Origin of the sequence: Isoptericola sp. AK164 (assembly GCF_029643425.1) — a bacterium.
Taxonomy (GTDB): Bacteria; Actinomycetota; Actinomycetes; order Actinomycetales; family Cellulomonadaceae; genus Isoptericola; species Isoptericola haloaureus.
This window is the reverse complement of record NZ_CP119106.1, coordinates 888,016-910,893: the sequence shown is the minus strand read 5'-3', so window position 1 is coordinate 910,893 and position 22,878 is coordinate 888,016. Positions and strand designations below refer to the sequence as shown.

Annotated in this window: 17 protein-coding genes; 1 reads left to right on the top strand and 16 read right to left on the bottom strand. The window is 70.9% G+C overall.

The features are described 5' to 3' along the window. Window positions 1–58: 58 nt before the first annotated feature. The 6 genes from PO879_RS04135 to PO879_RS04110 all read right to left on the bottom strand — a co-directional run bounded on the left by PO879_RS04135 (window position 59) and on the right by PO879_RS04110 (window position 7,242). Window positions 59–1,096, bottom strand: coding sequence for an arabinan endo-1,5-alpha-L-arabinosidase (locus PO879_RS04135; RefSeq protein ID WP_278236663.1), 1,038 nt, complete (start codon window positions 1,094–1,096; stop codon window positions 59–61). After that, entirely contained in the window at window positions 1,093–2,607 is a 1,515-nt protein-coding gene (locus PO879_RS04130) for an alpha-N-arabinofuranosidase (RefSeq protein WP_278236662.1), read from the bottom strand. Before PO879_RS04130 ends, PO879_RS04135 begins: the two co-directional genes overlap by 4 nt. Before the next feature lie 83 nt (window positions 2,608–2,690). Further along, the gene (locus PO879_RS04125; protein ID WP_278236661.1) at window positions 2,691–3,599 is read right to left on the bottom strand and encodes a carbohydrate ABC transporter permease; all 909 of its coding nucleotides are present in this window, start codon (window positions 3,597–3,599) and stop codon (window positions 2,691–2,693) included. Next, window positions 3,596–4,576: a sugar ABC transporter permease gene (locus PO879_RS04120; RefSeq protein ID WP_278236660.1), complete on the bottom strand. Its 981-nt coding sequence runs from the start codon at window positions 4,574–4,576 to the stop codon at window positions 3,596–3,598. The genes PO879_RS04125 and PO879_RS04120 overlap by 4 nt, the downstream gene beginning before the upstream one ends. Window positions 4,577–4,648: 72 nt before the next feature. Continuing rightward, window positions 4,649–6,028 carry an extracellular solute-binding protein gene (locus PO879_RS04115; RefSeq protein WP_278236659.1) on the bottom strand — a complete coding sequence of 460 codons (1,380 nt, stop codon included), beginning with the start codon at window positions 6,026–6,028 and terminating at the stop codon, window positions 4,649–4,651. 197 nt (window positions 6,029–6,225) lie between these two features. Beyond that, complete coding sequence (locus tag PO879_RS04110) at window positions 6,226–7,242, bottom strand: LacI family DNA-binding transcriptional regulator (protein ID WP_278236658.1); 1,017 nt, start codon at window positions 7,240–7,242, stop codon at window positions 6,226–6,228. A 137-nt stretch (window positions 7,243–7,379) separates the two neighbouring features. On the opposite strand from PO879_RS04110, the gene PO879_RS04105 reads away from it, so the two are divergent. Next, complete coding sequence (locus PO879_RS04105; protein ID WP_278236657.1) at window positions 7,380–8,909, top strand: alpha-L-arabinofuranosidase C-terminal domain-containing protein; 1,530 nt, start codon at window positions 7,380–7,382, stop codon at window positions 8,907–8,909. A 105-nt stretch (window positions 8,910–9,014) separates the two neighbouring features. On the opposite strand, the gene PO879_RS04100 is transcribed toward PO879_RS04105, so the two are convergent. The 10 genes from PO879_RS04100 to PO879_RS04055 all read right to left on the bottom strand — a co-directional run bounded on the left by PO879_RS04100 (window position 9,015) and on the right by PO879_RS04055 (window position 22,800). Next, a complete protein-coding gene (locus PO879_RS04100; protein WP_278236656.1) occupies window positions 9,015–10,499 on the bottom strand; it encodes a helix-turn-helix domain-containing protein in 1,485 nt (494 codons plus the stop codon). A 644-nt stretch (window positions 10,500–11,143) separates the two neighbouring features. Next, window positions 11,144–12,190 carry a galactofuranose ABC transporter, permease protein YjfF gene (gene yjfF / locus PO879_RS04095; protein ID WP_278236655.1) on the bottom strand — a complete coding sequence of 349 codons (1,047 nt, stop codon included), beginning with the start codon at window positions 12,188–12,190 and terminating at the stop codon, window positions 11,144–11,146. Further along, window positions 12,190–13,266, bottom strand: coding sequence for an ABC transporter permease (locus tag PO879_RS04090; protein WP_278236654.1), 1,077 nt, complete (start codon window positions 13,264–13,266; stop codon window positions 12,190–12,192). Before PO879_RS04090 ends, yjfF begins: the two co-directional genes overlap by 1 nt. Beyond that, window positions 13,266–14,804 (bottom strand): sugar ABC transporter ATP-binding protein, encoded by a 1,539-nt coding sequence (locus PO879_RS04085; RefSeq protein ID WP_278236653.1) that lies wholly within the window; start codon window positions 14,802–14,804, stop codon window positions 13,266–13,268. The genes PO879_RS04090 and PO879_RS04085 overlap by 1 nt, the downstream gene beginning before the upstream one ends. A gap of 99 nt (window positions 14,805–14,903) precedes the next feature. After that, on the bottom strand, window positions 14,904–15,929 hold the full coding sequence (locus PO879_RS04080; RefSeq protein WP_278236652.1) for an ABC transporter substrate-binding protein: 1,026 nt from the start codon (window positions 15,927–15,929) through the stop codon (window positions 14,904–14,906). 206 nt (window positions 15,930–16,135) lie between these two features. After that, window positions 16,136–17,707: a sugar ABC transporter ATP-binding protein gene (locus tag PO879_RS04075; protein ID WP_278236651.1), complete on the bottom strand. Its 1,572-nt coding sequence runs from the start codon at window positions 17,705–17,707 to the stop codon at window positions 16,136–16,138. Beyond that, complete coding sequence (locus PO879_RS04070; protein WP_278236650.1) at window positions 17,707–18,726, bottom strand: LacI family DNA-binding transcriptional regulator; 1,020 nt, start codon at window positions 18,724–18,726, stop codon at window positions 17,707–17,709. The genes PO879_RS04075 and PO879_RS04070 overlap by 1 nt, the downstream gene beginning before the upstream one ends. 159 nt (window positions 18,727–18,885) lie before the next feature. Next, window positions 18,886–20,397, bottom strand: coding sequence for an L-arabinose isomerase (gene araA, locus PO879_RS04065; protein WP_278236649.1), 1,512 nt, complete (start codon window positions 20,395–20,397; stop codon window positions 18,886–18,888). A gap of 41 nt (window positions 20,398–20,438) precedes the next feature. Beyond that, window positions 20,439–21,161 (bottom strand): L-ribulose-5-phosphate 4-epimerase, encoded by a 723-nt coding sequence (locus tag PO879_RS04060; protein WP_278236648.1) that lies wholly within the window; start codon window positions 21,159–21,161, stop codon window positions 20,439–20,441. Between the two features lie 25 nt (window positions 21,162–21,186). Then, window positions 21,187–22,800, bottom strand: a complete 1,614-nt coding sequence (locus PO879_RS04055; protein WP_278236647.1) for an FGGY-family carbohydrate kinase — start codon at window positions 22,798–22,800, stop codon at window positions 21,187–21,189. Window positions 22,801–22,878: the final 78 nt, after the last annotated feature.

Here is a 22,878-nt window from a genome sequence, read left to right as displayed (position 1 = left end):
CAGCGCCGGACCGGCCCGTCGGGGCGTGGGCCGAACACACGGGGCCGGTCCGGCCCGGTCAGGGCTCCGGCACCGTCGTCGTCGCCACCGGCCAGCCGTCGTCCCAGCCGAGCCGCTGGATCGCGAGCCGATGGGCGCCGGCGTTGTCGCCGTCGTAGAAGTGGTAAGCGAGGTAGCCCTCCGAGAGGGACTGCCCTCCCGGGCCGATCAGGGAGTCGCGCGACCCGAGCACGAGCGTCCCGCCGCCGTCGGCCATGTCCACGCCGTCGGCGTCCACGAAGGGACCGGTGACGTCGCGGGAGCGCCCGACGTGGATCGAGTAGGTCGAGCTGACGCCGGAGCAGCACTTCCCCCACGAGACGAACAGGTAGTACCAGCCGTCCCGCTCGACGACGTACGGCGCCTCGATCGGGTTGTTCGTGACGCCGGGCCGGCTCGCCACCTGCACGGGGTCGGCGTCCTCCGCCGGCATCCCCGAGGGCCGGTCGAGGGGCAGCACGTGGATGCCCTCCCAGAAGGAGCCGTAGAACAACCACGGCGTGCCGTCGGCGTCCGTGATCACCCCGGGGTCGATGGCGTTGTAGGGGTCGCCGGCCTGCGAGCGCCAGACCGCGCCCTGGTGGGTCCAGCCGTAGTCCGGGTCCTCCGGGTCCAGCGTGGACCCGGTGGCCAGTCCGATGGCCGACGTGTTCGAGCCGAAGGTCGAGGCCGAGTAGTACAGGTACCAGGTGCCGTCGTGCTCGACGAGCTCCGGCGCCCAGAAGTGCTCGACACCGTCGATCGAGTCGCGGACCCACTGCGGGTCCTCGTCGGTCGACCAGGCCGTCCCGGCGGCCTCCCAGGTGGTCCCGCCGTCGTCGGACCGGTGGACCAGCGGGGCGCCCCGGGACTTGCCCGGGGCGCCGGTGGAGTAGACGAACCAGGGCTCGCCCTCGTCCCCGACGACGAGCGCCGGGTCGTGGGTGGCCAGGTCGCCCTCCAGGGCCAGCGGCTCGGGCTCGCTCGCCGTCTGCCAGGGCCGGAGCGCGGCGAGCGCGACCCCGGCACCGATCACGACGACGGCGACGAGGCCGACGACGGCGCGCCAGCGGCTCACGCCGCGGGCCCGAGCCTGACGATGCTCCACGACACCGGCGGCAGGACGGCGCCGAGCCGACCGTCGGCGACCTGCGCGGTCGCGTTGGGCCGGGGTGCGACCGACGAGTCGTCGTCGGCGGTGGCCGTCCAGGTGTGGTCGGGGTTGGACAGGGTGAGCGCCTCGACGACCCGCAGCCCCTCGAAGCCGCGCAGGTCGACGTCGAGCGTGACCTCGTCGGTGACCGACCGGTTCGTCGCCAGCACCACGACCTCCCCGGTCCCGGCGTCGTGGGTGGCCACGGCGTCGAGCACGGGGACCTCGCCGAAGCGGGCCGTGTCGGTCGTCGGCGCGTCGATCGCCAGACGCAGCACCTCGCCCGCCGCGTGCCGGGAGGTCAGGGCGAACGGGTGGAAGATCGTCTGCTTCCAGCTCCGGCCGCCCGGCTCGGTCATGATCGGCGCGATGACGTTGACGAGCTGGGCCTGCGAGGCCGCGTGCACGCGGTCGGTGTGCCGCAGCAGGCTGATGAGCAGGTTGCCCACCACGACGGCGTCGGCCACGTTGTACCGGTCCTCGAGGAGCACGGGTGCGACCGGCCAGTCGTCGCCCGACGGCGGACGGGACTCGGCGCGCTTCTGGTACCAGACGTTCCACTCGTCGAACGAGATGTGGATCCGCTTGGTGTGCTTGCCGGCTGCCCGCACGGCGTCGGCGGTGGCCGCGACGGAGTCGACGAAGTGGTCCATGTCGACGGCCGACGCGAGGAACGAGGCGAGGTCGCCGTCCTCCTCGTAGTAGTAGGCGTGCGCCGAGACGTGGTCGACGTGCTCGTACGCCTCGGTGAGCACCGTGTGCTCCCAGGCGCCGAAGGTGGGCATGCCGGAGTTGGACGACCCGCACACGACCAGCTCGAGGTCCGGGTCGATCATGCGCATGGCCCGCGCGGTCTCGGCGGCGAGGCGGCCGTACTCGGCGGCGGTCTTCGCGCCGATCTGCCACGGCCCGTCCATCTCGTTGCCCAGGCACCACATCGACACGCGGTACGGCTCCTCGGCGCCGTTCGCTCGACGGAGGTCGCTCCAGGCGGTGCCGCCGGGGACGTTGCAGTACTCGAGCAGGTCGAGCGCCTCCTGCACGCCGCGCGTGCCGAGGTTGACGGCCATCATGGGCTCGACGCCGGTGCGCTCGGCCCAGCGCATGAACTCGTCGACCCCGACCAGGTTGGGGTCGGTGGAGTGCCAGGCCAGGTCGAGACGGCGCGGGCGGTCCTCGACCGGGCCGATGCCGTCCTCCCAGCGGTAGCCGGAGACGAAGTTGCCGCCCGGGTAGCGGACGGTCGAGACGCCCAGCTCTCGGGTGAGCTCGACGACGTCGCCGCGGAACCCGTCGGCGTCGGCGGTCGGGTGCTCGGGGTCGTGGATCCCGGTGTAGACGGAACGGCCCAGGTGCTCGACGAACGAACCGAACGTGCGACGACGCACGGGTCCGACGACGAAGGCCGGGTCGACGGTGACGGATGCGGACAGCATGATTCCTCCCCCGCGGTGGGGACGACGATGGGTCCGGTGGGCACCGCGGGAGCGGTGCCCACCGGGGCGTGGGGTCGGGTCGACTACTTGATCGACCCGAGGGAGAGCCCGCCCTGCCAGTACTTCTGCAGGCCGAGGAACGCGGCGATCAGCGGGATGATCGACACCAGCGCACCGGTGACGATGAGGTTCCACACCTGCTCGCCGCCGGCACCGGCGTTCGACAGGGCCTGCCACTGGTTCAGGCCGACCGTCACCGGCAGCAGGTCGGTGTCGCGCAGCACGGCCAGCGGGAGGAAGAAGTTGTTCCAGCTGAACACCGTCGCGAGCAGCAGCACCGTCACCATGGCGGGACGCAGCAGCGGCAACGACACCCGGAAGAAGAGCCGCAGCTCCCCGGCGCCGTCCACGCGGCCCGCGTCGAGCATCTCGTCCGGGATCGCGTCCTGGGAGTAGACGCGGATCAGGTAGACGCCGATCGGGCTGAGCAGGGAGGGCAGGATGACCGCCCACATGGTGTTGATCAGGCCGATGTCGCTGAGCAGCACGAACGTGGGGATCGTCAGCGCCGTCAGCGGCACCATGACGGACCCGAGCAGCACGGTGAAGTAGGCACCACGCCCCCGGAACCGGTACTTGGCCAGGCCGTACCCGGCGAAGACCGCCAGCACGGTGGCGCCGACCCCGCCGGCGAAGGCGTAGACGAACGAGTTGCGCAGCCAGATCCAGTAGATCCCGCCCTGGTGCTCGAAGAGCCCGCGGATGTTCTCGACGAGGTTGAACTCGTCGTTGAACCACAGCGCCCCGCCGGACCCGACGAACAGCCCGCTGTTGGACTTGGTCGAGCCGACGATGAGGAACCACAGCGGGATGACGAAGTACAGCGCCATGATCAGCAGGAACGCGTGCGAACCGATCCGCCGGCTGTTCTTGGAGCTCGCGCGCCGGGTACGACGCGACGGGGCCTGGGTCGTCTCGAGGTCCGTAGTCATGACTTCAGTCCGCTCTGCTTGCGGGTCAGGTACAGGAAGAGGTACGACCCGATGAACACGAAGATGCCCAGTGCGAAGGCGATCGTGGACGCGTAGTTGAACTGGCTGTACGAGAACGCCAGCGAGTACGCGTACATGTTCGGCGTGTAGTCCGGCGGGATCGCGCCCTGCGCGACCGAGCGCAGCACCGTGGGCTCGGTGAAGAACTGCAGCGTGCCGATCAACGAGAAGATCACGACCATGACCATCGACGACGACACCATCGGCACCTTGATGCGCAGCGCGATCTGGGCGCCGTTCGCGCCGTCGATGCGGGCGGCCTCGTAGACCGAGGGGTCGATGGTCCGCAGGGCGGCGTAGATGATGATCATGTAGTAGCCGACCCACTGCCACGTCACGATGTTCACCAGCGAGGTGAAGATCATCGACGAGCTGAGGAAGTCGGGCGCCGCGAGGCCGAAAAGCCCGAAGAGGTCCTGGGCGGGCCCGAAGCGCGGGCTGTAGAGGAAGCCCCACATCAGGGCGCCGATGACCGCCGGGACGGCGTACGGAACGAAGATGAGCAGCCGCGAGGCCTTGCTGAGCTGCGTGGCGAGCGTGTCGAGCACCAGCGCGCACAGCAGCGCGACGCCGATCTGGATCGGGACCATCACGGCCACGAACCGTGCCACCAGCAGCAGCCCGTCGAGGAAGATCGGGTCGGTGAAGGCGCGGACGTAGTTGTCGATCCCGACGAAGACCGACTCACCGCCGGTGGCGATCCCCTTGTTGTGCAGGCTCATCCAGAACGCGTAGGAGAGCGGCACGATGAGGAACAGCACGAAGACGATGGTGAACGGGGTGGTGAAGATCCATCCCCACCACTGCCGCTTGCTGTCGATGGTGCTGGTGGACGAGCTCCTGCGGAGCTTGCCGCCGCGTGCACCCGCAGCCGCGGGTCCGGCAGTCTGGTCGACTGCCGTCGACGACGTTGTCATGGTTTCTCCCTGCGCGATCCTGCGTGAGAGGGAGGGCCGCCGGCCCGGTCGCCCGGACCGGCGGCCCTGCCATCACTTGACGGTGAAGCCCTGCTGCTGGGCGTAGGTCACCAGGGCGTCCTGGATGGTCTGCAGCGCGCCGGCGGCGTCGCCGCCGGACTCGACCATGTCGTACAGCGCCTGCGTCTGCTGGTCGTAGGCGTAGACCTGGAACGGGCTGAAGGAGAAGCCCTCGTAGCCGTTCGCGGCCTCGATGAAGACGTCCTTGTTGATCTGCTGCCCGCCGAAGAACTCGTACTCCTTCTCGACGAAGAAGTCCGACTCCAGCGCCTCGAGCCACTGCGGGAACAGCGCCGCCTCGTCGATGCCGAGCTCCCAGGCGTCCATCGTGCCGAACAGCTCGCTGGCGACGGTGTAGGACAGCTCGGGGTCGGCGGCCTGCTCGGTCACGGCGAAGGTCGAGCCGCCCCAGTTGACCTGGACCGGGTTCGCCGGGTCCCACTGCGGCAGCGGTGCCGCCTTCCACTCGGCGCCCGAGTCGGCGTCGGACAGACCCTGCAGGTAGCCCGGGCCCCACGCGGCGGCGAGGTAGACGGCGTAGGTGCCGTCGACCAGGCTCGTGTTGTAGTCGGAGGTGAAGGCGTCGTCGGTGGCGACCAGGTCGGACTCGATGAGGTCGTTCCAGTAGGACAGGACCTCCTCGGCCTCCGGCGTGGCGACGTCGATGCCGATCTCGGCCGGGTTCGCGTTGTCGTACTCGAACGGCGACCAGCCGTTCTGGGCGAACAGCGCGTAGTTCAGCGCATTGCCGTTGGTCGGGTAGTTCGTGATGTAGCCGTCGTAGCCGGCGTCCCGCAGGTCCTGGGCCGCCTGGGCGAACTCGTCCCACGTGGTGGGGGGCTCGACGCCGTACTCGTCGAAGATGTCGGCGCGGTACAGCATGCCCATCGGGCCGCCGTCCACGGGGACGGCGTAGACCGAGTCGCCGTTGGAGACGTCCGACCAGGAACCGGTGGTGAACTGGCTCTCCAGCTCGCCGGCACCGTACTCCGACAGGTCGACCAGCGAGTCGAGGATCGTGTAGGTCGGCAGGATCTCGGACTCGAGCATGATGACGTCGGGCGCACCGCTGCCGGCCTCGATGGTCGTCGAGAACTTGTTGTACTCGTCGGCGCCCTGACCGGCGTTCGTCCAGCAGACCTGGACGTCGTCGTGGGTCTCGTTGAAGAGGTCCACGACCGACTCGAAGGCGGGGTACCAGGCCCAGACGCTCACCTGGGGAGCGTCGGCGTTCAGGATCTCGTTCGTGCAGGTCGCGTCCTCGCCGCCGGCGGCGGACCCTGCGTCGGTCTGGCCGTCCTCGGACCCGCCGGACGAGCAGGCGGTGAGGATCGCACCGGCCGCCACGGTGGCCGCGACGGCTGCTGCTCCACGTCGCTGTGAGATGCGCATTCGAAGTTCCTCCTTGATGTGCGCGGGGGCCGCCTTGGCCTCCGGCGAAAGGTCACCGACCGCGGTGCCTTCTCTCCAACGTTGTAGATCGGAGTAGGACCATTTTTACACCGTTGTACATCCGGTCCGCAACCCCCTCGTGCCGTCGTGACCCGATCGTCACCGCACCACGGCGCGCGCCGTGCCGGCCGCGCGTGTCAGTGCACGTCCTGCCCCAGCAGGCACGACTCCCGGGCGACGATGCGGAAGTCCGCGACGACGCGTCGAGGCGCGACCGTGGATCCGGCGATGCGCTCCAGCAGCAGGTCCACGGCGGTGCCGGCGATCTGCTCCCGCCCGGGGTCGACCGTGCTCAGCAGCGGCTCGGAGTAGCGGGCGTCGTCGATGTCGTCGAAGCCGATGACCGCCACGTCGCGCGGCACCGCGACGCCCCGGGTGTGGAGCACGTGCAGCGCACCGAGCGCGAGGGCGTCGTTCATGGCGAAGACGCCGTCGAGCTGCACCCCGGCGTCGAGCAGCCGTGTCATGGCCTCGGCGCCGGTCGAGCGGTGCCAGAGCCCGGCGTCGGCGACCAGGTCGGGGTCGAAGGGTAGCCCCGCCTCGGCGAGCGCCTTGCGGTACCCGTCGAGGCGCAGCCGGGCGGACCCCATGGTCTCGCCGGGGTGCGCACCGACCGTCGCGATCCGGCGGCACCCGCGCTCGACGAGATGCAGGGTGGCCGCCCTGGCCGCCTCGACGTTGGCCATCGTGACGTGGTCGACCGGGCCGAACATGCGCTCGCCGAGGAGGACCATCGGGTAGTCGACCTGGAGCCGCTCGGTCTCCTCGGGCTCGAGGGCCAGCGGGGAGAACAGCAGCCCGTCGGTGAGCCGACGGTGGGGCGAGTCGAGCGCCTGGAGCTCGCGCTCCCGCTGCGCGCCCGTCTGCTCCAGCAGCACCACCACGCCGCGGGCCTCGGCGGCGCGCATGACGGAGTCCGCCAGCTCGGCGAAGTACGGCAGGGACAGCTCCGGCAGAGCCAGCCCGATCATGCCGGTGCGCCCCTGGCGCAGGTTGCGGGCGGTCGTGTTGAGCCGGTAGCCCAGCTCGTCGATCGCGTCCTGGACACGACGCCGCGTCTCGGGCCGGATGTGCGGGTACCCGTTGACGACGTTCGAGACGGTCTTGATCGAGACGCCGGCCCGTTGCGCCACGTCGTGCATGGTCACTGCCATGTGACTCTCCTCCTGGTCGACGCGCCACAGCGTAGGCCACTCGATGCCGGCTGGTGCGTCGCCCGATGACTGTGATTAACTCTACATCGTTGTAACCAAAGGCGGTACCACCCCGCTCCGTTCGCAGAGGAACAGACATGGCTGACGCCCGCATCACCCTCCACCCCGACTTCCGGCGGGGCACCGTCGACCGGCGCCTGTTCGGCTCGTTCGTCGAGCACCTCGGCCGCGCCGTCTACACCGGCATCTACGAGCCCGAGCACGCGCAGGCCGACGAGCACGGCTTCCGTCGCGACGTCGCGGACCTCATCACCGAGCTCGGCGTCCCGATGGTGCGCTACCCCGGGGGCAACTTCGTGTCCAACTACGTCTGGGAGGACGCCGTCGGCCCGGTGGAGGAGCGCAAGCCCTTCCTGGACCTGGCCTGGCGCACCGTCGAGCCCAACCTCGTGGGCACCGACGAGTTCCTGCAGTGGGCCGAGCGCGAGGGCATCGAGCCGATGATGGCCGTCAACCTCGGCACCCGGGGCGTCGACGCCGCCGCGGCCCTCCTCGAGTACTGCAACGGCGAGGCCGGCACCCGCTGGGCCGACCTGCGCATCGCCAACGGCCGCACCGAGCCCTACGGCGTGAAGCTCTGGTGCCTCGGCAACGAGATGGACGGCCCCTGGCAGATCGGCCACAAGGACGCCCACGAGTACGGCAAGCTCGCCGCCGAGGCCGGCAAGGCGATGAAGCTCGTGGACCCCTCCATCGAGCTCGTCGTCTGCGGGTCCAGCTCGATGCAGATGCCGACCTTCGGCGAGTGGGAGCGCGTCGTGCTGTCCTACACGTACGACATCGTCGACCACATCTCGATGCACGCGTACTACGAGGAGCACGGCGGCGACCGCCGGTCCTTCCTCGCGTCCGGCACGGCGATGGACCAGTTCATCGACCGCGTCGTCGCCTCGGCCGACGCCGTCGGGGCCGAGCGGCGGTCGGACAAGAAGATCACCATCTCCTTCGACGAGTGGAACGTCTGGTACCTCGAGACCCGGTTCCCCGGCGAGTCCAACCTGCCCATCCAGCGTGACGCCCCGCGCATCATCGAGGACGTCTACTCCGGGCTGGACGCCGTCGTCGTGGGCGACCTCCTGGTCACCCTGCTCAACCACGCCGACCGCGTCCCGGTCGCCGCGCTGGCGCAGCTCGTCAACGTCATCGCCCCGATCATGACCGAGCCCGGCGGGGAGGCGTGGCGTCAGCCCACCTTCCACCCGTTCGCCACCACCGCGCGGCTCGCCCAGGGCACCGCGCTGGACGTGCGCGTCGAGGCGCCGTCGTACGAGACCACGCGCCACGGCGCGGCCCCCACCGTCACGGCGGCCGCGACCGTCGGCGACGACGGCGCGCTGGGGCTGTTCCTCACGAACCGCACCGACCGAGTCGTCGAGGTCGACCTGGCGCACGTCGGCGCCGCGCTCGCGCTCACCGAGGGTCACCAGATGGTCGCCGACCACGAGCCGGCCGTGCACGGTCCCGAGCACGCCGCGAAGGTGGCCGAGACGTGCTGGTCCTCCGTCGACGTGGCGTCCGCCGTCACGGGCACCGCGGGCGGGACGACGACCGTGCGCCTCGCGCCGGAGTCCTGGACCGCGTTCTCGGGGACGTTCGCCCGCGCCTGACGGCACCGCGGGAACCGCACGAGATCGACCCTCCCGGATCGGGTCCCACCGCCTGGCGGTGGGACCCGATCCGGGAGGGTCGATCTGGTCGAGGCGACGGGACGATCAGGCGGGAGCGAGCTCCAGCTCCTCGTCGCGGCCGCGCTCGGCCTTCTGGTCCTCGTAGCGGCGCACGACGCGGCTGACCGTGGAACGGGAGGCCGAGACCTTCTCCGCGATCTCGCGCTGCGTCAGCCCCTCGGTGGCGAGCTCGACGATGAGCCGGTCGCGCTCCGCCGTCGGCGACGCGTCGGTGCCCTGCACCCCGCTCTCGTCCGACGCCCCGGGGTCGGGCGCCTCGGCCCCGTCCACCGGGTCCATGGTCGTCGTCTCGGTGGTCGACTCGCTGGTCGACTCGCTGGTCGACTCGCTGGTCGACTCGCTGGTCGACTCGCTGCTCGGCGCCGCCGCGTCGTCGGCCGCGTCCTGCGTGGTGGTCGTCGCCGAGGAGCCCTCGGCCGGCTCGTGCACCGAGGACCAGTCCGGCACGTCGGCGCTCGGCGCCGTCGGGGCGGCGGCGCGGTCGGCGAGGTCGAACACCTCGACGCGACGGGTGTGGCCCGTCTCCGGCAGCGGCTCGGTCCGCTTCGTGGTGCCGGCGGAGGCCTGCCCGGTCGTCGCCGGGCTGGGGACCGGAGCGGTCGCCTGCTCCTCGGGCGCGGCGGGAGCCTCGACCGGCACGGCGGGCTCGTGCATGGCGAAGGCCTGGCGGACGCGCGACTCGAACGCGGGCAGCTCCTCGAACGCCGTTGCGGGCTCGTAGGGCTGCTCGCCGGCGGCGTCGAACGGCGTCGCGGCCCGTGCCGGAGCAGGTCGTCCGTCCTCGGCGCCGGCCGGGGCGGGCGCCGCGGCAGGTGCAGGTGCGGGCTCGTCCGACCAGCCCGTGACACCACGAACCATGCCGCGCTTGACCGAGCTCGCCCCGATGGAGTCCAGCCGGCTGCCGTGGCGCTCGGCGGCCTCGAGGCGCTGGACCCAGACCTGCATCCGACGCTCGAAGTCCTCGACCGTGAGCAGCTTCAGGGCACGGTCGCGCGCCGCCCGCTGGCGCTGGTGCGCCGCCCGGACCTTCTGCGTCCCGCGGCGGTTGCCGCTGTTGTCGAGCCGCGCGTCGCGCCACTCCTCCAGCGCGGTGACGTACTGGTGCACCCGGTGCTCGCGTCGGCGCTCGTCGAGCGTGTGGCCCGTGACGAGGTGCCGCTCCCCCACGAGGGCCAGGTGCCACATCAGGGCGGCGACCAGCGGCGGCACGAACCGGAAGACCACCATGTACGGCGTCGACTCGTTGGGCACCGCGATCTCGTGCAGCGCGGCGAACACGCCGGACGTGCCGGACAGGATCCACGTCAGGGTCAGCAGCACGCCGTAGGGCCGGCCCTCGAGCGCGGCGTTGCGGGCCATGAGCGCGACGGCGACCAGGCTGACCTCGAGGAAGCCGGCGAGCGCATAGGCCTCGAGGGGCGCCATGTTGGCGACCTCGAGCCCGAACAGGACCATGCCGCTGTAGGCCAGCGCGGTCGCGATGAACGCGGCGATGACCACGGCCACCATGGGCAGGTGCCGACCGCGGTAGCGCACTCTCGGCGGGGCATCGCCTGCGGTCGAAGCGGGCATGTCCTGCTGAGTCACGTCTGCCTCCGAAATATCGTGATGAGGCTATATATCAGCAGTTGCAGCGCACGGAAGTCAACGTTCCGTCCGCGACCCGACTCGCCGCCGGGCGAGAGGACGTCACGTTCCGTCCGCAAACCTCTCACATCCCGTGCGAGAGACCGTCGATCTCGCGGCGTCGTCGTCCGAGGGGCGTCCGTCACCACGTCGAGCGCCTCTGCTCGTGCCACCTCCTCACCAGTTGTGGGCGTGAAATCTGCAACTCCGGAGCACTCCGGAACCGCAGATTTCACGCCCACAACGTCATGCGTGGCACGAGGCCGGGATCACTCCACGGGTGCGATGGCGTCGCGGAACGCCGGGAAGTTCTCCTCGTGTCTACTCCTCGATGAGCGTGACTCGGTGCGGGGCGGATTTCCGCTCCGCCACCGGTGCTCGGCGTCGAACACCGGTGTCGAGCAAGAGCGCGAACAGCTCGCCTGCGAGTGTTAGCGATCACATCCTGCGTCGTGACACCTCCTTGGTCGAGATGGCGGGAACACCCGGCCTCCGCCGCGGGACCGCGGCGGAGGCCGGGAAGACGGTCAGGTCTTGCGGAGGCTGAGCACCCGCTGCAGGACGACGAACACCAGCAGCAGCACGCCGATGAAGATCTTCGTCCACCAGGAGCTCAGCGTGCCCTCGAAGGTGATGATCGTCTGGATCAGGCCCAGCACCAGGACACCGAGCACCGACCCGAGGACGAAACCGGTGCCACCGGTGAGCAGGGTGCCGCCGATGACGACCGCGGCGATCGCGTCGAGCTCCATCGCGACACCGGTCAGCGAGTACCCGGACCGCGAGTACATCGCGAAGAGCAGACCGCCGAGACCGGCGCAGGTGCCGGAGATCACGTAGACCAGCACCTTGGTGCGCGCCACGGGCAGACCCATGAGCTGGGCCGACTGCTCGCCGCCGCCGATCGCGTACACCGTCCGCCCGAACTGCGTGTAGTGCAGCAGGTAGAAGGCGACCGCGATGACGACCAGCGCGATGATCACGCTCGTGGTCATCCGCCACTGGCCGCCGATCCAGGTGTCCCAGCCGGCGAGCGCCACGAACGCCTCGTCGGTGATCGGGATCGACTCCGGGGCGATGACGAAGCAGAGCCCGCGGGCGAAGAACATCCCGGCCAGCGTCGCGATGAACGGTTGCACCTCGAACACGTGCACCATCAGCCCGATGAGGAGCCCGATGATCGAGCCGATGAGCACCGCGCCGGGGAGGACGACCGCCACGGGGAGGCCGGCGTCCAGCAGGAACGCGGTCGAGACCGCCGACAGGGCCAGCACCGCCCCGACCGACAGGTCGATGCCGCCGGTCAGGATGACGAACGTCATGCCCACCGCGAGCACGATGAGGAACGAGTTGTTGATGAACAGGTTCGCCAGGACTCCGGTCGACAGGAAGTTCTCGTAGCGCACGCCGCCGATCGCGAGGATCAGGGCGAGCACCACGAAGGTGCCGAGCACCGGCAGGTACCGCCGGTCGACGCGCAGCCGTCGCGTGAGCGCCGGCAGCCGCGACCCGTTCCCTCCCGGCCCGTCGGGGCCGGACGGGGTCGCCGTCTTCTGGGGCGTCGTCGCGGTCATCAGGCCGCCACCTCCTCGGGCTTCGCCACGCGCTGCCGTTGGCGGGCGGCGAGTCTCTCGCGGACCCTGGGCGACTGCAGCAGGGTCACCGCGATCACCACGAGCGCCTTGAACAGCGGGGTGACCAGCGGGGAGATCCCCACGATCGTCACGGTCAGGGTCAGGGTCGTGATGATGAGCACGCCGACGAGCGTCCCGGACAGCGAGAACTTGCCGCCCTGGAGCGAGGTGCCGCCGATGACGACGGCGAGGATCGCGTCGAGCTCGATGAACAGGCCGGCGTTGTTGGCGTCGGCCGCCATGACGTTGGACGCCAGGATCAGTCCGGCCAGCCCGGAGAAGAGCCCGGACAGGGCGAACACCGTCCACACGATGGTGCGCGCCCTGACGCCGGCCAGCCGGCTCGCCGACGGGTTGATGCCGACGGACTCGACCAGCATGCCGAGGGCGGTGCGGCGGGTGATCAGCGCGACGACGACGTAGACGCCGTAGGCGATGAGCGCCGCCGCGGGCAGCCCGAGCCAGAACCCGGCGCCGAGCGTCTTGAAGGGCGCGCTGTTCACCGTGGTGATCTGCCCCTCGGTGATGAGCATCGCCACGCCGCGTCCCGCGGTCATGAGGATCAGGGTCGCGATGATCGGCTGGATGCCCACCACCGAGACCAGGAACCCGTTCCACACGCCGAGCAGCAGGCACAGGCCCAGGGCGATCGCGATGGCGACGAGCACCGTCGTCACCGAGCCCGGGTTCGGCGAGGTCGCGATGAAGCTCAGCGACAGCGCCCCGGCGATCGCGACCACCGCGCCGACGGAGAGGTCGATGCCGCGGGTGGCGATGACCAGGGTCATGCCCAGCGAGACCAGCAGCAGCGGCGCCGAGTTGCGCAGGATGTCGATCGGCGCGCCGAACAGGTGCCCGTCGAGGATCGACACGGCCAGGAAGTCGGGGCTGTACAGGGTGTTGGCCACCAGCAGCGCGATCAGCGCCACGACGGGCCAGAAGATGGTGTGGTGCGCGAGGCGCCGCAGCCCGCCCGGGCCTGCGGTGCGCGTCGACGCTCCCATGGTCGCAGGCATCAGTGCCCACCTCCGCTCGCGATGAGGGTGACGACGTCGTCGACGCCGACGTCCTCGGAGTTGACGATCTCGGCCACCTTCTGCCGGTCGCGCATGACGCCGATCCGGTGGCTCAGGCGCAGGACCTCCTCCAGCTCGGCCGAGATGAACACGACGGCCATGCCCTGGGAGGCGAGCTCGGCGACGAGCTTCTGGATCTCCGCCTTGGCCCCCACGTCGATCCCGCGGGTGGGCTCGTCGAGGATGAGCAGCTCGGGGGCGGTCGCCAGCCAGCGGGCGAGCAGCACCTTCTGCTGGTTGCCGCCCGAGAGGTTCCGCAGCAGCGCGTCCGGGTTCGCCGGGCGCACGTTGAGCGCCGCCATGTACTTGTTGACGATCTCGTCGACCTGCCGGCGCGGCAGCCGCCGCATCCAGCCGCGGCCGGCCTGCAGGCCGAGGACGATGTTCTCGCGGACCGTCAGGTCGCCGACGACTCCTTCGGCCTTGCGGTCCTCCGAGGAGAACGCGATGCCGCGGGAGATCGCCGAGCGCGGGTTCCGCAGCCGCGTCAGCACGTCCTTGATGCGGGTGGAGCCGGCGTCGGCGCGGTCGGCGCCGGCGAGCAGCCGCGCGACCTCCGTGCGCCCCGACCCCAGCAGCCCGGCGAGCCCGACGACCTCGCCGGCGTACACCTCGAGGTCGAACGGCTGGACGTCGCCCTTGCGGCCCAGACCGACGGCCTGGAGGAACGGGACGGTCCCCTGCTCGACGTCGACCGCGTGATCGGTGGAGACCTGCAGGTCGTCGAGCAGCTCCATCGAGCGCCCGATCATCGTCGAGACCAGCTCCAGCCGGTCGAGCTCGCTCGTGCGGTACTCGCCGACCCGCTGACCGTTGCGGAGCACGGTCATGCGGTCGGAGATCTCGTAGACCTGCTCGATGAAGTGCGAGACGAACAGGATCGCCACGCCCTGGTCCCGCAGCCGCCGCACGACGGCGAAGAGCTGGGCGACCTCGTCGGCGTCCAGGCTGGACGTCGGTTCGTCGAGGATCAGGACCTTGGCGTCGACGACCATGGCGCGGCTGATCGCGACCAGCTGCTGGATGGCGATCGAGTGCGAGCCCAGCGACGAGGCGGGGTCGAGGTCGAGACCCATGGTGGCCAGGTAGTCCGACGCGGCGCGCCGGGTGGCCCGCCAGTCGATCGCCCCGAGCCGGCGCGGCTCGTGGCCGAGCATGATGTTCTCGGCGACCGTGAGGTTCTCGCAGAGGTTGACCTCCTGGTACACCGTCGCGATCCCGGCGTCCTGCGCCTCGCCCGGTCCCGAGAAGCGGTGCGGGGCGCCGTCGACGACGATCTGGCCGGCGTCGATGCCGTAGACACCCGTGAGTGCCTTGATGAGGGTGGACTTCCCGGCCCCGTTCTCGCCCATCAGGGCGTGCACCTCACCGGGGAAGAGCCTGAAGTCGACCTGGTCGAGCGCCTTGACGCCCGGGAACTCGATGGAGATCCCGGACATCTCGACGACCGGCCGGTCCGCGCTCGTGGAGCTCGTCATCGTTGACCTTCCGTGGGACGCGGCGGGGTGCGGAGCTCCGCACCCCGCCGCGGGTCGATGCCCCGGGGCGCGGACCCGCCGCGCCCCGGGAGGGGTCGATCAGTACTCGCGGGAGGGCAGGGCCTCGACCGCGGCCTCCTGGTCGAAGGTCTTGTCCTCGACCACGATGCGCTTCTCGACCTCCTCGCCGGCGACGACCTTCTGGGCCACCTCGGCCAGGTCCGGTCCGAGCAGCGGGTTGCACTCGACGATGTAGTTGATCTTGCCGTCGGCCAGGGCCTGCATGCCGTCCTTGACCGCGTCGATCGTGATGATCTTGATGTCCTCGCCCGGCGTCATGCCGGCGGCCTCGATGGCCTCGATGGCACCCAGGCCCATGTCGTCGTTGTGGGCGAAGACGAGGTCGATCTCGTCGTACTTCTGCAGGAAGCCCTCCATGACCTGCTTGCCCTCGGTCCGGGTGAAGTTACCGGTCTGGGAGTCGATGACCTCGATGTCGCTGCCCGAGATCGCGTCGGCGAAGCCCTCCTTGCGGTCGATCGCCGGGGCGGAGCCGGTCGTGCCCTGCAGCTCGACCATCTGGTAGCCCTCGCCGTCGTACTGCTCGACGGCCCACTCGCCGGCCATCTCGCCCTCGAGGACGAAGTCGGAGCCGATGAAGGACTCGTAGAGGGTGTCGTCCTCGGTGTCGACGGCGCGGTCGGTCAGGATCACCGGGATGTCGGCCGCCTTGGCCTCCTCCAGCACCGGGCCCCAGCCCGTCTCGACGACCGGGGAGAACGAGATGACGTCCACGCCCTGGGCGATGTAGGACCGGATCGCCTGGATCTGGTTCTCCTGCTTCTGCTGGGCGTCCGAGAAGCTCAGGTCGAAGCCGTTGTCCGCGGTCAGCGTGTCCTGGATGGACTTGGTGTTCGCGGCGCGCCAGCCCGACTCGGCGCCGACCTGGGAGAAGCCGATCGAGATGAGCTCGTCGCCGGCCTCCTCCGTCTCGCCGCCGTCGTAGGACGTGGTCTCCTCGCCCTCGGCAGCAGGGGCCTGCTCGCTGCTGCACGCACCCAGGGCCAGCAGGGCCGTCGCCGACAGGGCTGCCACCGTGCCGCGCATCCACATCTTCCGTGCCATGTTCGTCCTCCTCTTCGAGACGCCGGGTGACCGGTGGGTCCGGCCTGCGGGTCAGCTCTGACCCTCCGACAAGGCATGCGTTGTGATCGCTAACATAGCGAAGATGTGACCGGTCACAAAGAGGGTTCCCTCGATCGGACGTCACGATCTCGTAACGCAACCGTCACGGACGACGGTCGGTCCCGCGCGCCCGCACGGGGACGCGATCAGGCGTCGTCGCCGGTCACGAGCCCGTCCAGCTCCGCCGCGATCATCTCCACGACCGTGTCCACCGTGACCCCGGGACCGTTGCTCAGTTCGCCGATCTTCTCCCGGTCCTTGAGGACCACGATGCGGTCGCTGAGCCGCACCACCTCTTCGAGCTGGGAGGAGATGAAGACGACGGCCACCCCCTCGCCCGCCAGCTTGGCGACGCGACGCTGGATGTCCAGCTTGGCCCCGATGTCGATGCCGCGGGTCGGCTCGTCCAGGATCAGCACGTGCGGCCGGGTGGCCAGCAGCCGGGCCAGCACCACCTTCTGCTGCGTGCCTCCCGACAGCTCGCCCGCCGGCCGGTCGAGGTCCTCGGGCGACAGGTGCAGCGCGTGGAGATAGGTGTCGACCACCGCCGCCTGCTCGGCGCGGGACAACGGGCGGGTCCAGCCGCGCAGCGCCTGCAGGGCCAGCACGATGTTCTCGCGGACCGTCAACGCCGCGACGATGCCTTCGTGGCGCAGGTTCTCGGTCGACACCGCGATCCGGTGCCGCAGGGCCGAGGCCGGACCCCGGAGCTGCACCGGGGCGCCGTCCAGCCAGAGCTCGCCCCGGTCGGCACGCTCGACGCCGCTCATCAGGCGGGCGAGCTCGGTGCGTCCCGACCCGCGCAGACCGGCGAACCCCACGACCTCTCCCCGGCTGAGGTCGACGTCGGTGGGCTCGAGCGTGCCGCGGCGCCCGATCGAGGCCGCCCGCAACGTCACGGGACCCGACTGCGCGTAGTGGTGCTCCAGGCGCTCGGAGTGCAGGGCCTGGAGCGCGTCGATGTCCTCGCCGATCATCTTCGAGATCAGCTCGGCCCGCTCCACCTGCGCCGTGTCGTACTCGGCCACCACCCGGCCGCCCCGCAGCACCGTCATCCGGTCGCTCACCTCGAGCACCTGCTCCAGGAAGTGGGAGACGAACAGCACCGCCACGCCCTGGTCGCACAGACGCCGGACGACGCCGAGCAGACGTGCGGCCTCGGCCTCGTCGAGACTCGACGTCGGCTCGTCGAGGACGAGCACCCGAGGCTCCAGGACGATCGCGCGGGCCACGGCCACGAGCTGCTTGGTCGCCGGCGACAGCGCCTCCAACGGCGTGCGCGGGTCGACGTCCTCGATCCCCAGCGTCGCCAGGGCGGCCGAGGCGCGCTCGCGGCTGCGCGACCAGCTGATGCCGAACCGTCCTCGCACCTCGTGGCCGATCATGATGTTCTCGGCCACCGACAGTTGCGGGCTCAGGTGCGACTCCTGGAAGACCGTCGCGATCCCCTCCGCCCGGCTGTCGGCGACGCTGGTCGGCGTCAGGGGCTCGCCGCCGACCAGGACGGTGCCCGCCACGATCGGCACGGTGCCCGTCAGCGCACCGATGAGGGTGGACTTGCCGGCACCGTTCTCCCCCATCAGCGCGTGCACCTCGCCGGCGTGCACCGTCAGGTCCGCCCCGTCGAGCACCCGCACCCCCGCGTAGTCCACGGTGATCCCGGACATCTCGACGACGGGGCGTGCCGTCGTCGGCGTGGACGCGTCCCGGGCGGCCATCAGCCGGCCTTCCTCGGCGGCGCGCTGGAGTCGCGCGCCACGATCTCGGCGGGGATGCGCGTCACGGCCGGGATCTCCCGCTCCTCGATCGCCGCACGCAGGACGTCGACGACGGAGACCCCGAGCGCGTCGAAGCCCTGTCGCACGGTGGTCAGCGGCGGGATGACGTGCCGTGCCAGCGGGATGTCGTCGAACCCGACCACGCTGAGGTCGTCCGGCACGGAGAAGCCCCGCTCGTGCAGCCCGTGGACGAGCCCGACCGCCATGTCGTCGTTCGCGACGAAGACCGCCGTGTACTCCGGGAGCTCGCGGATCCCGCGCGCGAAGTCGTAGGCGAAGTCCGCCGTCCAGTCCCCCACGACGATCGGTCGTTCACGGATCCCCCAGGACTTCGCCCGCGCGTGGAAGGCACGCTCGCGGGCGCGCGCGTCGAGCCAGTCGAGCGGGCCGGCCACGTGCAGGATGTCGCGGTGCCCGAGCGAGACGAGGTGGTCGACGGCGAGCACGGTGCCCGCCTGCTGGTCGACGGTCACCGTGAGGAACGTCGGGTCCTTGTCGGGTTTGACCACGAGGACGGGGACACCGACGGAGATGCGGCGCAGCGCCGCGATCGACGACGAGCGGGGAGCGACGACGCACAGCGCGTCGACGCCCAGCATGATCAGGTGGTCGACGGCCTCCTGGGGGGTGATCTCCTCCCCGGCCCGCAGCAGCACCGAGCTGACCTCGTAGCCCGAGGCCCGGGCGGCGGACTCCACGGCGTACAGCGTGCTGACCGGCCCGTGGGTCACCGCGCTCTCGACGAGGACGCCGATGCGGTGGCTGCGCTGGGTGGCGAGGGCGCGGGCCGTCATGCTCGGGCGGTAGCCGAGCTCCGCGATGGCTTCCTCGACGCGGCGCCGGGTGGCCTCGCGGATGTTCGGGTGGTCGTTGAGCACCCGCGACACGGTCATGTGCGACACGCCGGCGAGCTGGGCGACCTGCCGGATGTTCGGCTTGTCGACTCCGGGACTCACCATGCAGGGCCTCCATCGGTTCCCGCCGGACGACCGAGAGGCGGCGGTGCGTCGACAGGATACCGCCGTCGACCTTCCCCCCGACGCATCGAGCGTGCCGGGTTCCTCCTCCCGATCAGGTCATGAGGGAGAACCCGGCACGCTCGATGCCGGCGCAGGGGGTCAGAGCCCCTGGGCGAGCTTGTAGTAGACCTGGTTCCAGCGCACCTGGTCCGCGAAGCCGCGCCGCGTGGTGCTCTCGTCGATGACGAGCAGCTCGGTGCCCGAGATCTCGGCGAACATCTCGAACGCCTCGATACCGACGGCGGTCGACATCACGGTGTGGTGCGCACCGCCGGCGGTCAGCCAGGACTCGGCCGACGTCGCGAAGTCCGGACGCGGCTTCCACACGGCACGGGCCACCGGCAGGTTCGGCAGCTCCTGGGCCGGCGGGACGACGTCGACGACGTTGGCGGTCAGGCGGAAGCGGTCGCGCATGTCGGCCAGCGACACGACGACGGCGCCCTCGGTCGCGTCGGTGTCGAACACCATGCGCACCGGGTCCTCCTTGCCGCCGATGCCGAGCGGGTGGATCTCGACCCGGGGCTTCGCGGTCGTCAGGGTCGGGCAGATCTCGAGCATGTGCGCCCCGAGGATCAGCTCCGACCCCGGCGTGAGGTCGTAGGTGTAGTCCTCCATGAGGGAGGCGCCGCCCGGCAGCCCCTCGCCCATGACCTTCGCGGCGCGGACCAGGACGGCGGTCTTCCAGTCGCCCTCGGCGCCGAACCCGTAGCCCTTGGCCATGAGGCGCTGCACGGCGAGACCCGGCAGCTGGCGCAGCGCGCCCAGGTCCTCGAAGTTCGTCGTGAACGCCTTGGCCCCGCGCTCGACGAGGAACGCCTCCATGGCGAGCTCCTGGCGGGCCGCGTAGCGCAGCGACTCGTGCCGCTCTCCCCCGGCCTGCAGCTCGGCGGCCACGTCGTAGAGCTCGGCGTACTCGGCGACGAGCGCGTCGACGTCGGACTCGGCGACCGCCTCGACCGCGGCGACGAGGTCGTTGACGCCCCAGGTGCTGACGTTGACGCCGAACTGCAGCTCGGCCTCGGTCTTGTCGCCCTCGGTGACGCCGACGTTGCGCATGTTGTCGCCGAAGCGGACCAGCTTCAGCTCCTGGGTGGCCAGGCGGCCGGCCGCCGCGCGGACCCAGGTGCCGACGCGACGCTGCACGGCCGGGTCGGACACGTGACCCACCACGGTGGTCCGGGCGACGCCGAGGCGGGTCAGCATGTAGCCGTACTCGCGGTCGCCGTGCGCGGCCTGGTTGAGGTTCATGAAGTCCATGTCGATCTCCGACCAGGGGAGCTCGACGTTCGCCTGCGTGTGCAGGTGCAGCAGCGGCTTGCGCAGGGCGTCCAGGCCGGCGATCCACATCTTGGCCGGGCTGAAGGTGTGCATCCAGGTCACGACGCCGAGGACGCCGTCGTCGCTGTTCGCCTCCAGCATTGCGCGGCGGATGGCGGCGGAGTCCTTCAGGACCGGCTTCCACACGACCTTCGCGGGGACGTCGCCCGACGCGTCCAGCGCGGCGGCGACCTCCTGGGACTGCTGGGCGACCTGCTCCAGCGTCTCGGGACCGTACAGGTCCTGGCTGCCGGTGAGGAACCAGACCTCGCGGTCACCGTAGGGCTTGCTCATAGGGGCGTCCTTTCGAAGAGAATCACGAGCCGACGGCGCCGTCAGCGCTGGCCGTAGACGTTCTGGTAGCGGTCGTACAGGGAGTCGACGTACTGCTGCTCGATCGGCAGCGGCTCGCCGATCTGGCGGGAGACGTGCACGGCGCGCGCGACCTCCTCGCAGAGCACCGCGGCCTTGACGGCGGCCTTGGCGTCGCCGCCGATGGTGAACGGGCCGTGGTTCTTCATCAGCACGGCCTTGGAGCGGGACCCGCGCAGGGTCTCGACGATGCCGCGACCGATCGAGTCGTCGCCGATGATCGCGAACGGGCCGACGGGGATCGGGCCGCCGAACTCGTCGGCCATCATCGTCAGCACGCAGGGGATCTCCTCGCCCCGGGCGGCCCACGCCGTGGCGTAGGTCGAGTGCGTGTGCACCACGCCGCCGACCTCGGGCATGTGCGCGTACACGTAGGCGTGCGCGGCGGTGTCCGACGACGGCGCGCGGTCGCCCTCGACGAGGTTGCCCGCCAGGTCGCACACGACCATGGCCTCGGGGGTGATGTCGTCGTAGGAGACGCCGGAGGGCTTGATGACGAGGAGATCGCCCTCGCCGTCGGGCCCGGCCTCGGGGTCCCGCACCCGCTCCGAGACGTTGCCGGCCGTCCACACGACGAGCTCCCAGCGGGGCAGCTCGGCGTGCAGGGTGGCGACCTTCTGCTTGGCGGCGTCGACGGCGGTGCGCAGGTGAGCCGGCACCTCGGTCAGGGATGCGTCGTTCGACATGGGGTTCCGTTCCGTTCGGGGGTCGTCAGAGGGCTTCGGTGGCGGCCCGCTCGACGGCGAGCCCTGCGGAGTACCGGTCGAGGTAGGCGGCGAACCCGGCGACGTCCCCGGCGTCGGGCTGGGCGACGTCCACCGCCGCGTCGGCGAAGACGCGGTCGGTCAGGTAGCCGTCCAGGGTGAGGCCCGGCTGCTCGGCGGCGGCCCGGGTGAAGGCGGCGAGCACCGCGATCCCCCACGCGCCGCCCTCGGAGGCGGTCTGCGCGACGGCGACCGGGGCGTCGACGGCGGCGGCCAGGAAGCGCTGGGCGACCCCGGCGGTCCGGAACATGCCGCCGTGGGCGAACATGGTGTCGATGGCGACGCCCTCGCCGTGCAGCACCTTCATGCCGAGCGCCAGCGTGCCGAAGGCGCCGTAGATCTGGGTGCGCATCATGTTGGCCAGCGTCAGCCGGCTGTCCGGGGTGCGGACGACGAGCGGACGCCCCTCCTCGAGGCCGGTGATGGGCTCCCCGGCGAGGTAGTTGTAGGCCAGCAGCCCGCCGCCGTCGGCCTCGCCGTCCAGCGCGGCCGTGAAGAGCGCGCCGAAGACGTCGTCCGCCGCGCTCGGGTGACCCAGCGCCGCGGCGAACTCGGAGAACACCCCGGCCCAGGCGTCGAGCTCGCTCGCGCCGTTGTTGCAGTGCACCATCGCCACGAGGTCCCCGGCGGGGGTCGTGACCAGGTCCAGCTCGTGGTGCACGCTCGTCAGCGGCTTCTCGAGCACGACCATCGCGAAGATGGAGGTGCCGGCGCTGATGTTGCCGGTCCGCGGCGCGACGGCGTCGGTCGCGACCATGCCGGTGCCCGCGTCACCCTCGGGCGGGCACAGCACGATGCCCGGCTGCAGCTCGCCGCTGGGGTCCAGCAGCGCGGCGCCCTGAGGGGTCAGGTGCCCGGCGTCGGCGCCGGCGACCAGGACCTCGGGCAGGAGCCCCTCCACGTGCAGGCCGGGGCGCTTGGCCGCCACGAGGTGGCGGAACTGCTGCAGCAGGCGCTGGTCGTAGTCGCGGGTCGCGGGGTCGACCGGGAACATGCCCGAGGCGTCGCCGACGCCCAGGACGTGCCGGCCGGTCAGCACCCGGTGGACGTACCCGGCGAGCGTCGTGAACGAGGCGATCTGCGGCACGTGGGGCTCGTCGTCGAGGATCGCCTGGTACAGGTGCGCGATCGACCAGCGCAGCGGGATGTTGTAGCCGAACAGCTCGGACAGCTCCGCGGCCGCCGTGCCGGTGTTGGTGTTGCGCCAGGTGCGGAACGGCACCAGCAGCTCGTCGTCGGCGTCGAACGCGAGGTACCCGTGCATCATCGCCGAGACACCGAGCGCGCCGTAGGTCGTGGGACGCACGCCGTACCGCTGCTCGACGTCGGCCACCAGCGCCGCGTAGGCACCCTGCAGGCCGGCGTGGACGGCGTCCAGCGAGTAGGTCCACAGCCCGTCGGCCAGCTCGTTCTCCCAGGCGTGGGAGCCGCTGGCGAGCACGTCGTGGTCCGGCCCGATGAGGGCCGCCTTGATGTTGGTCGAGCCGAGCTCGATGCCGAGCGTGGTCCGCCCGGCCTGAATGGCGTCCCGGATGTCGGTCGCCTCGTCCTGCCGCGTCATCGCCGTGTCACTCCTCGCTGTCGTCCCTCAGATGTTAACGCTCACATGGGGTCCTGCTCAAATGTCCCGGCCAGGGCG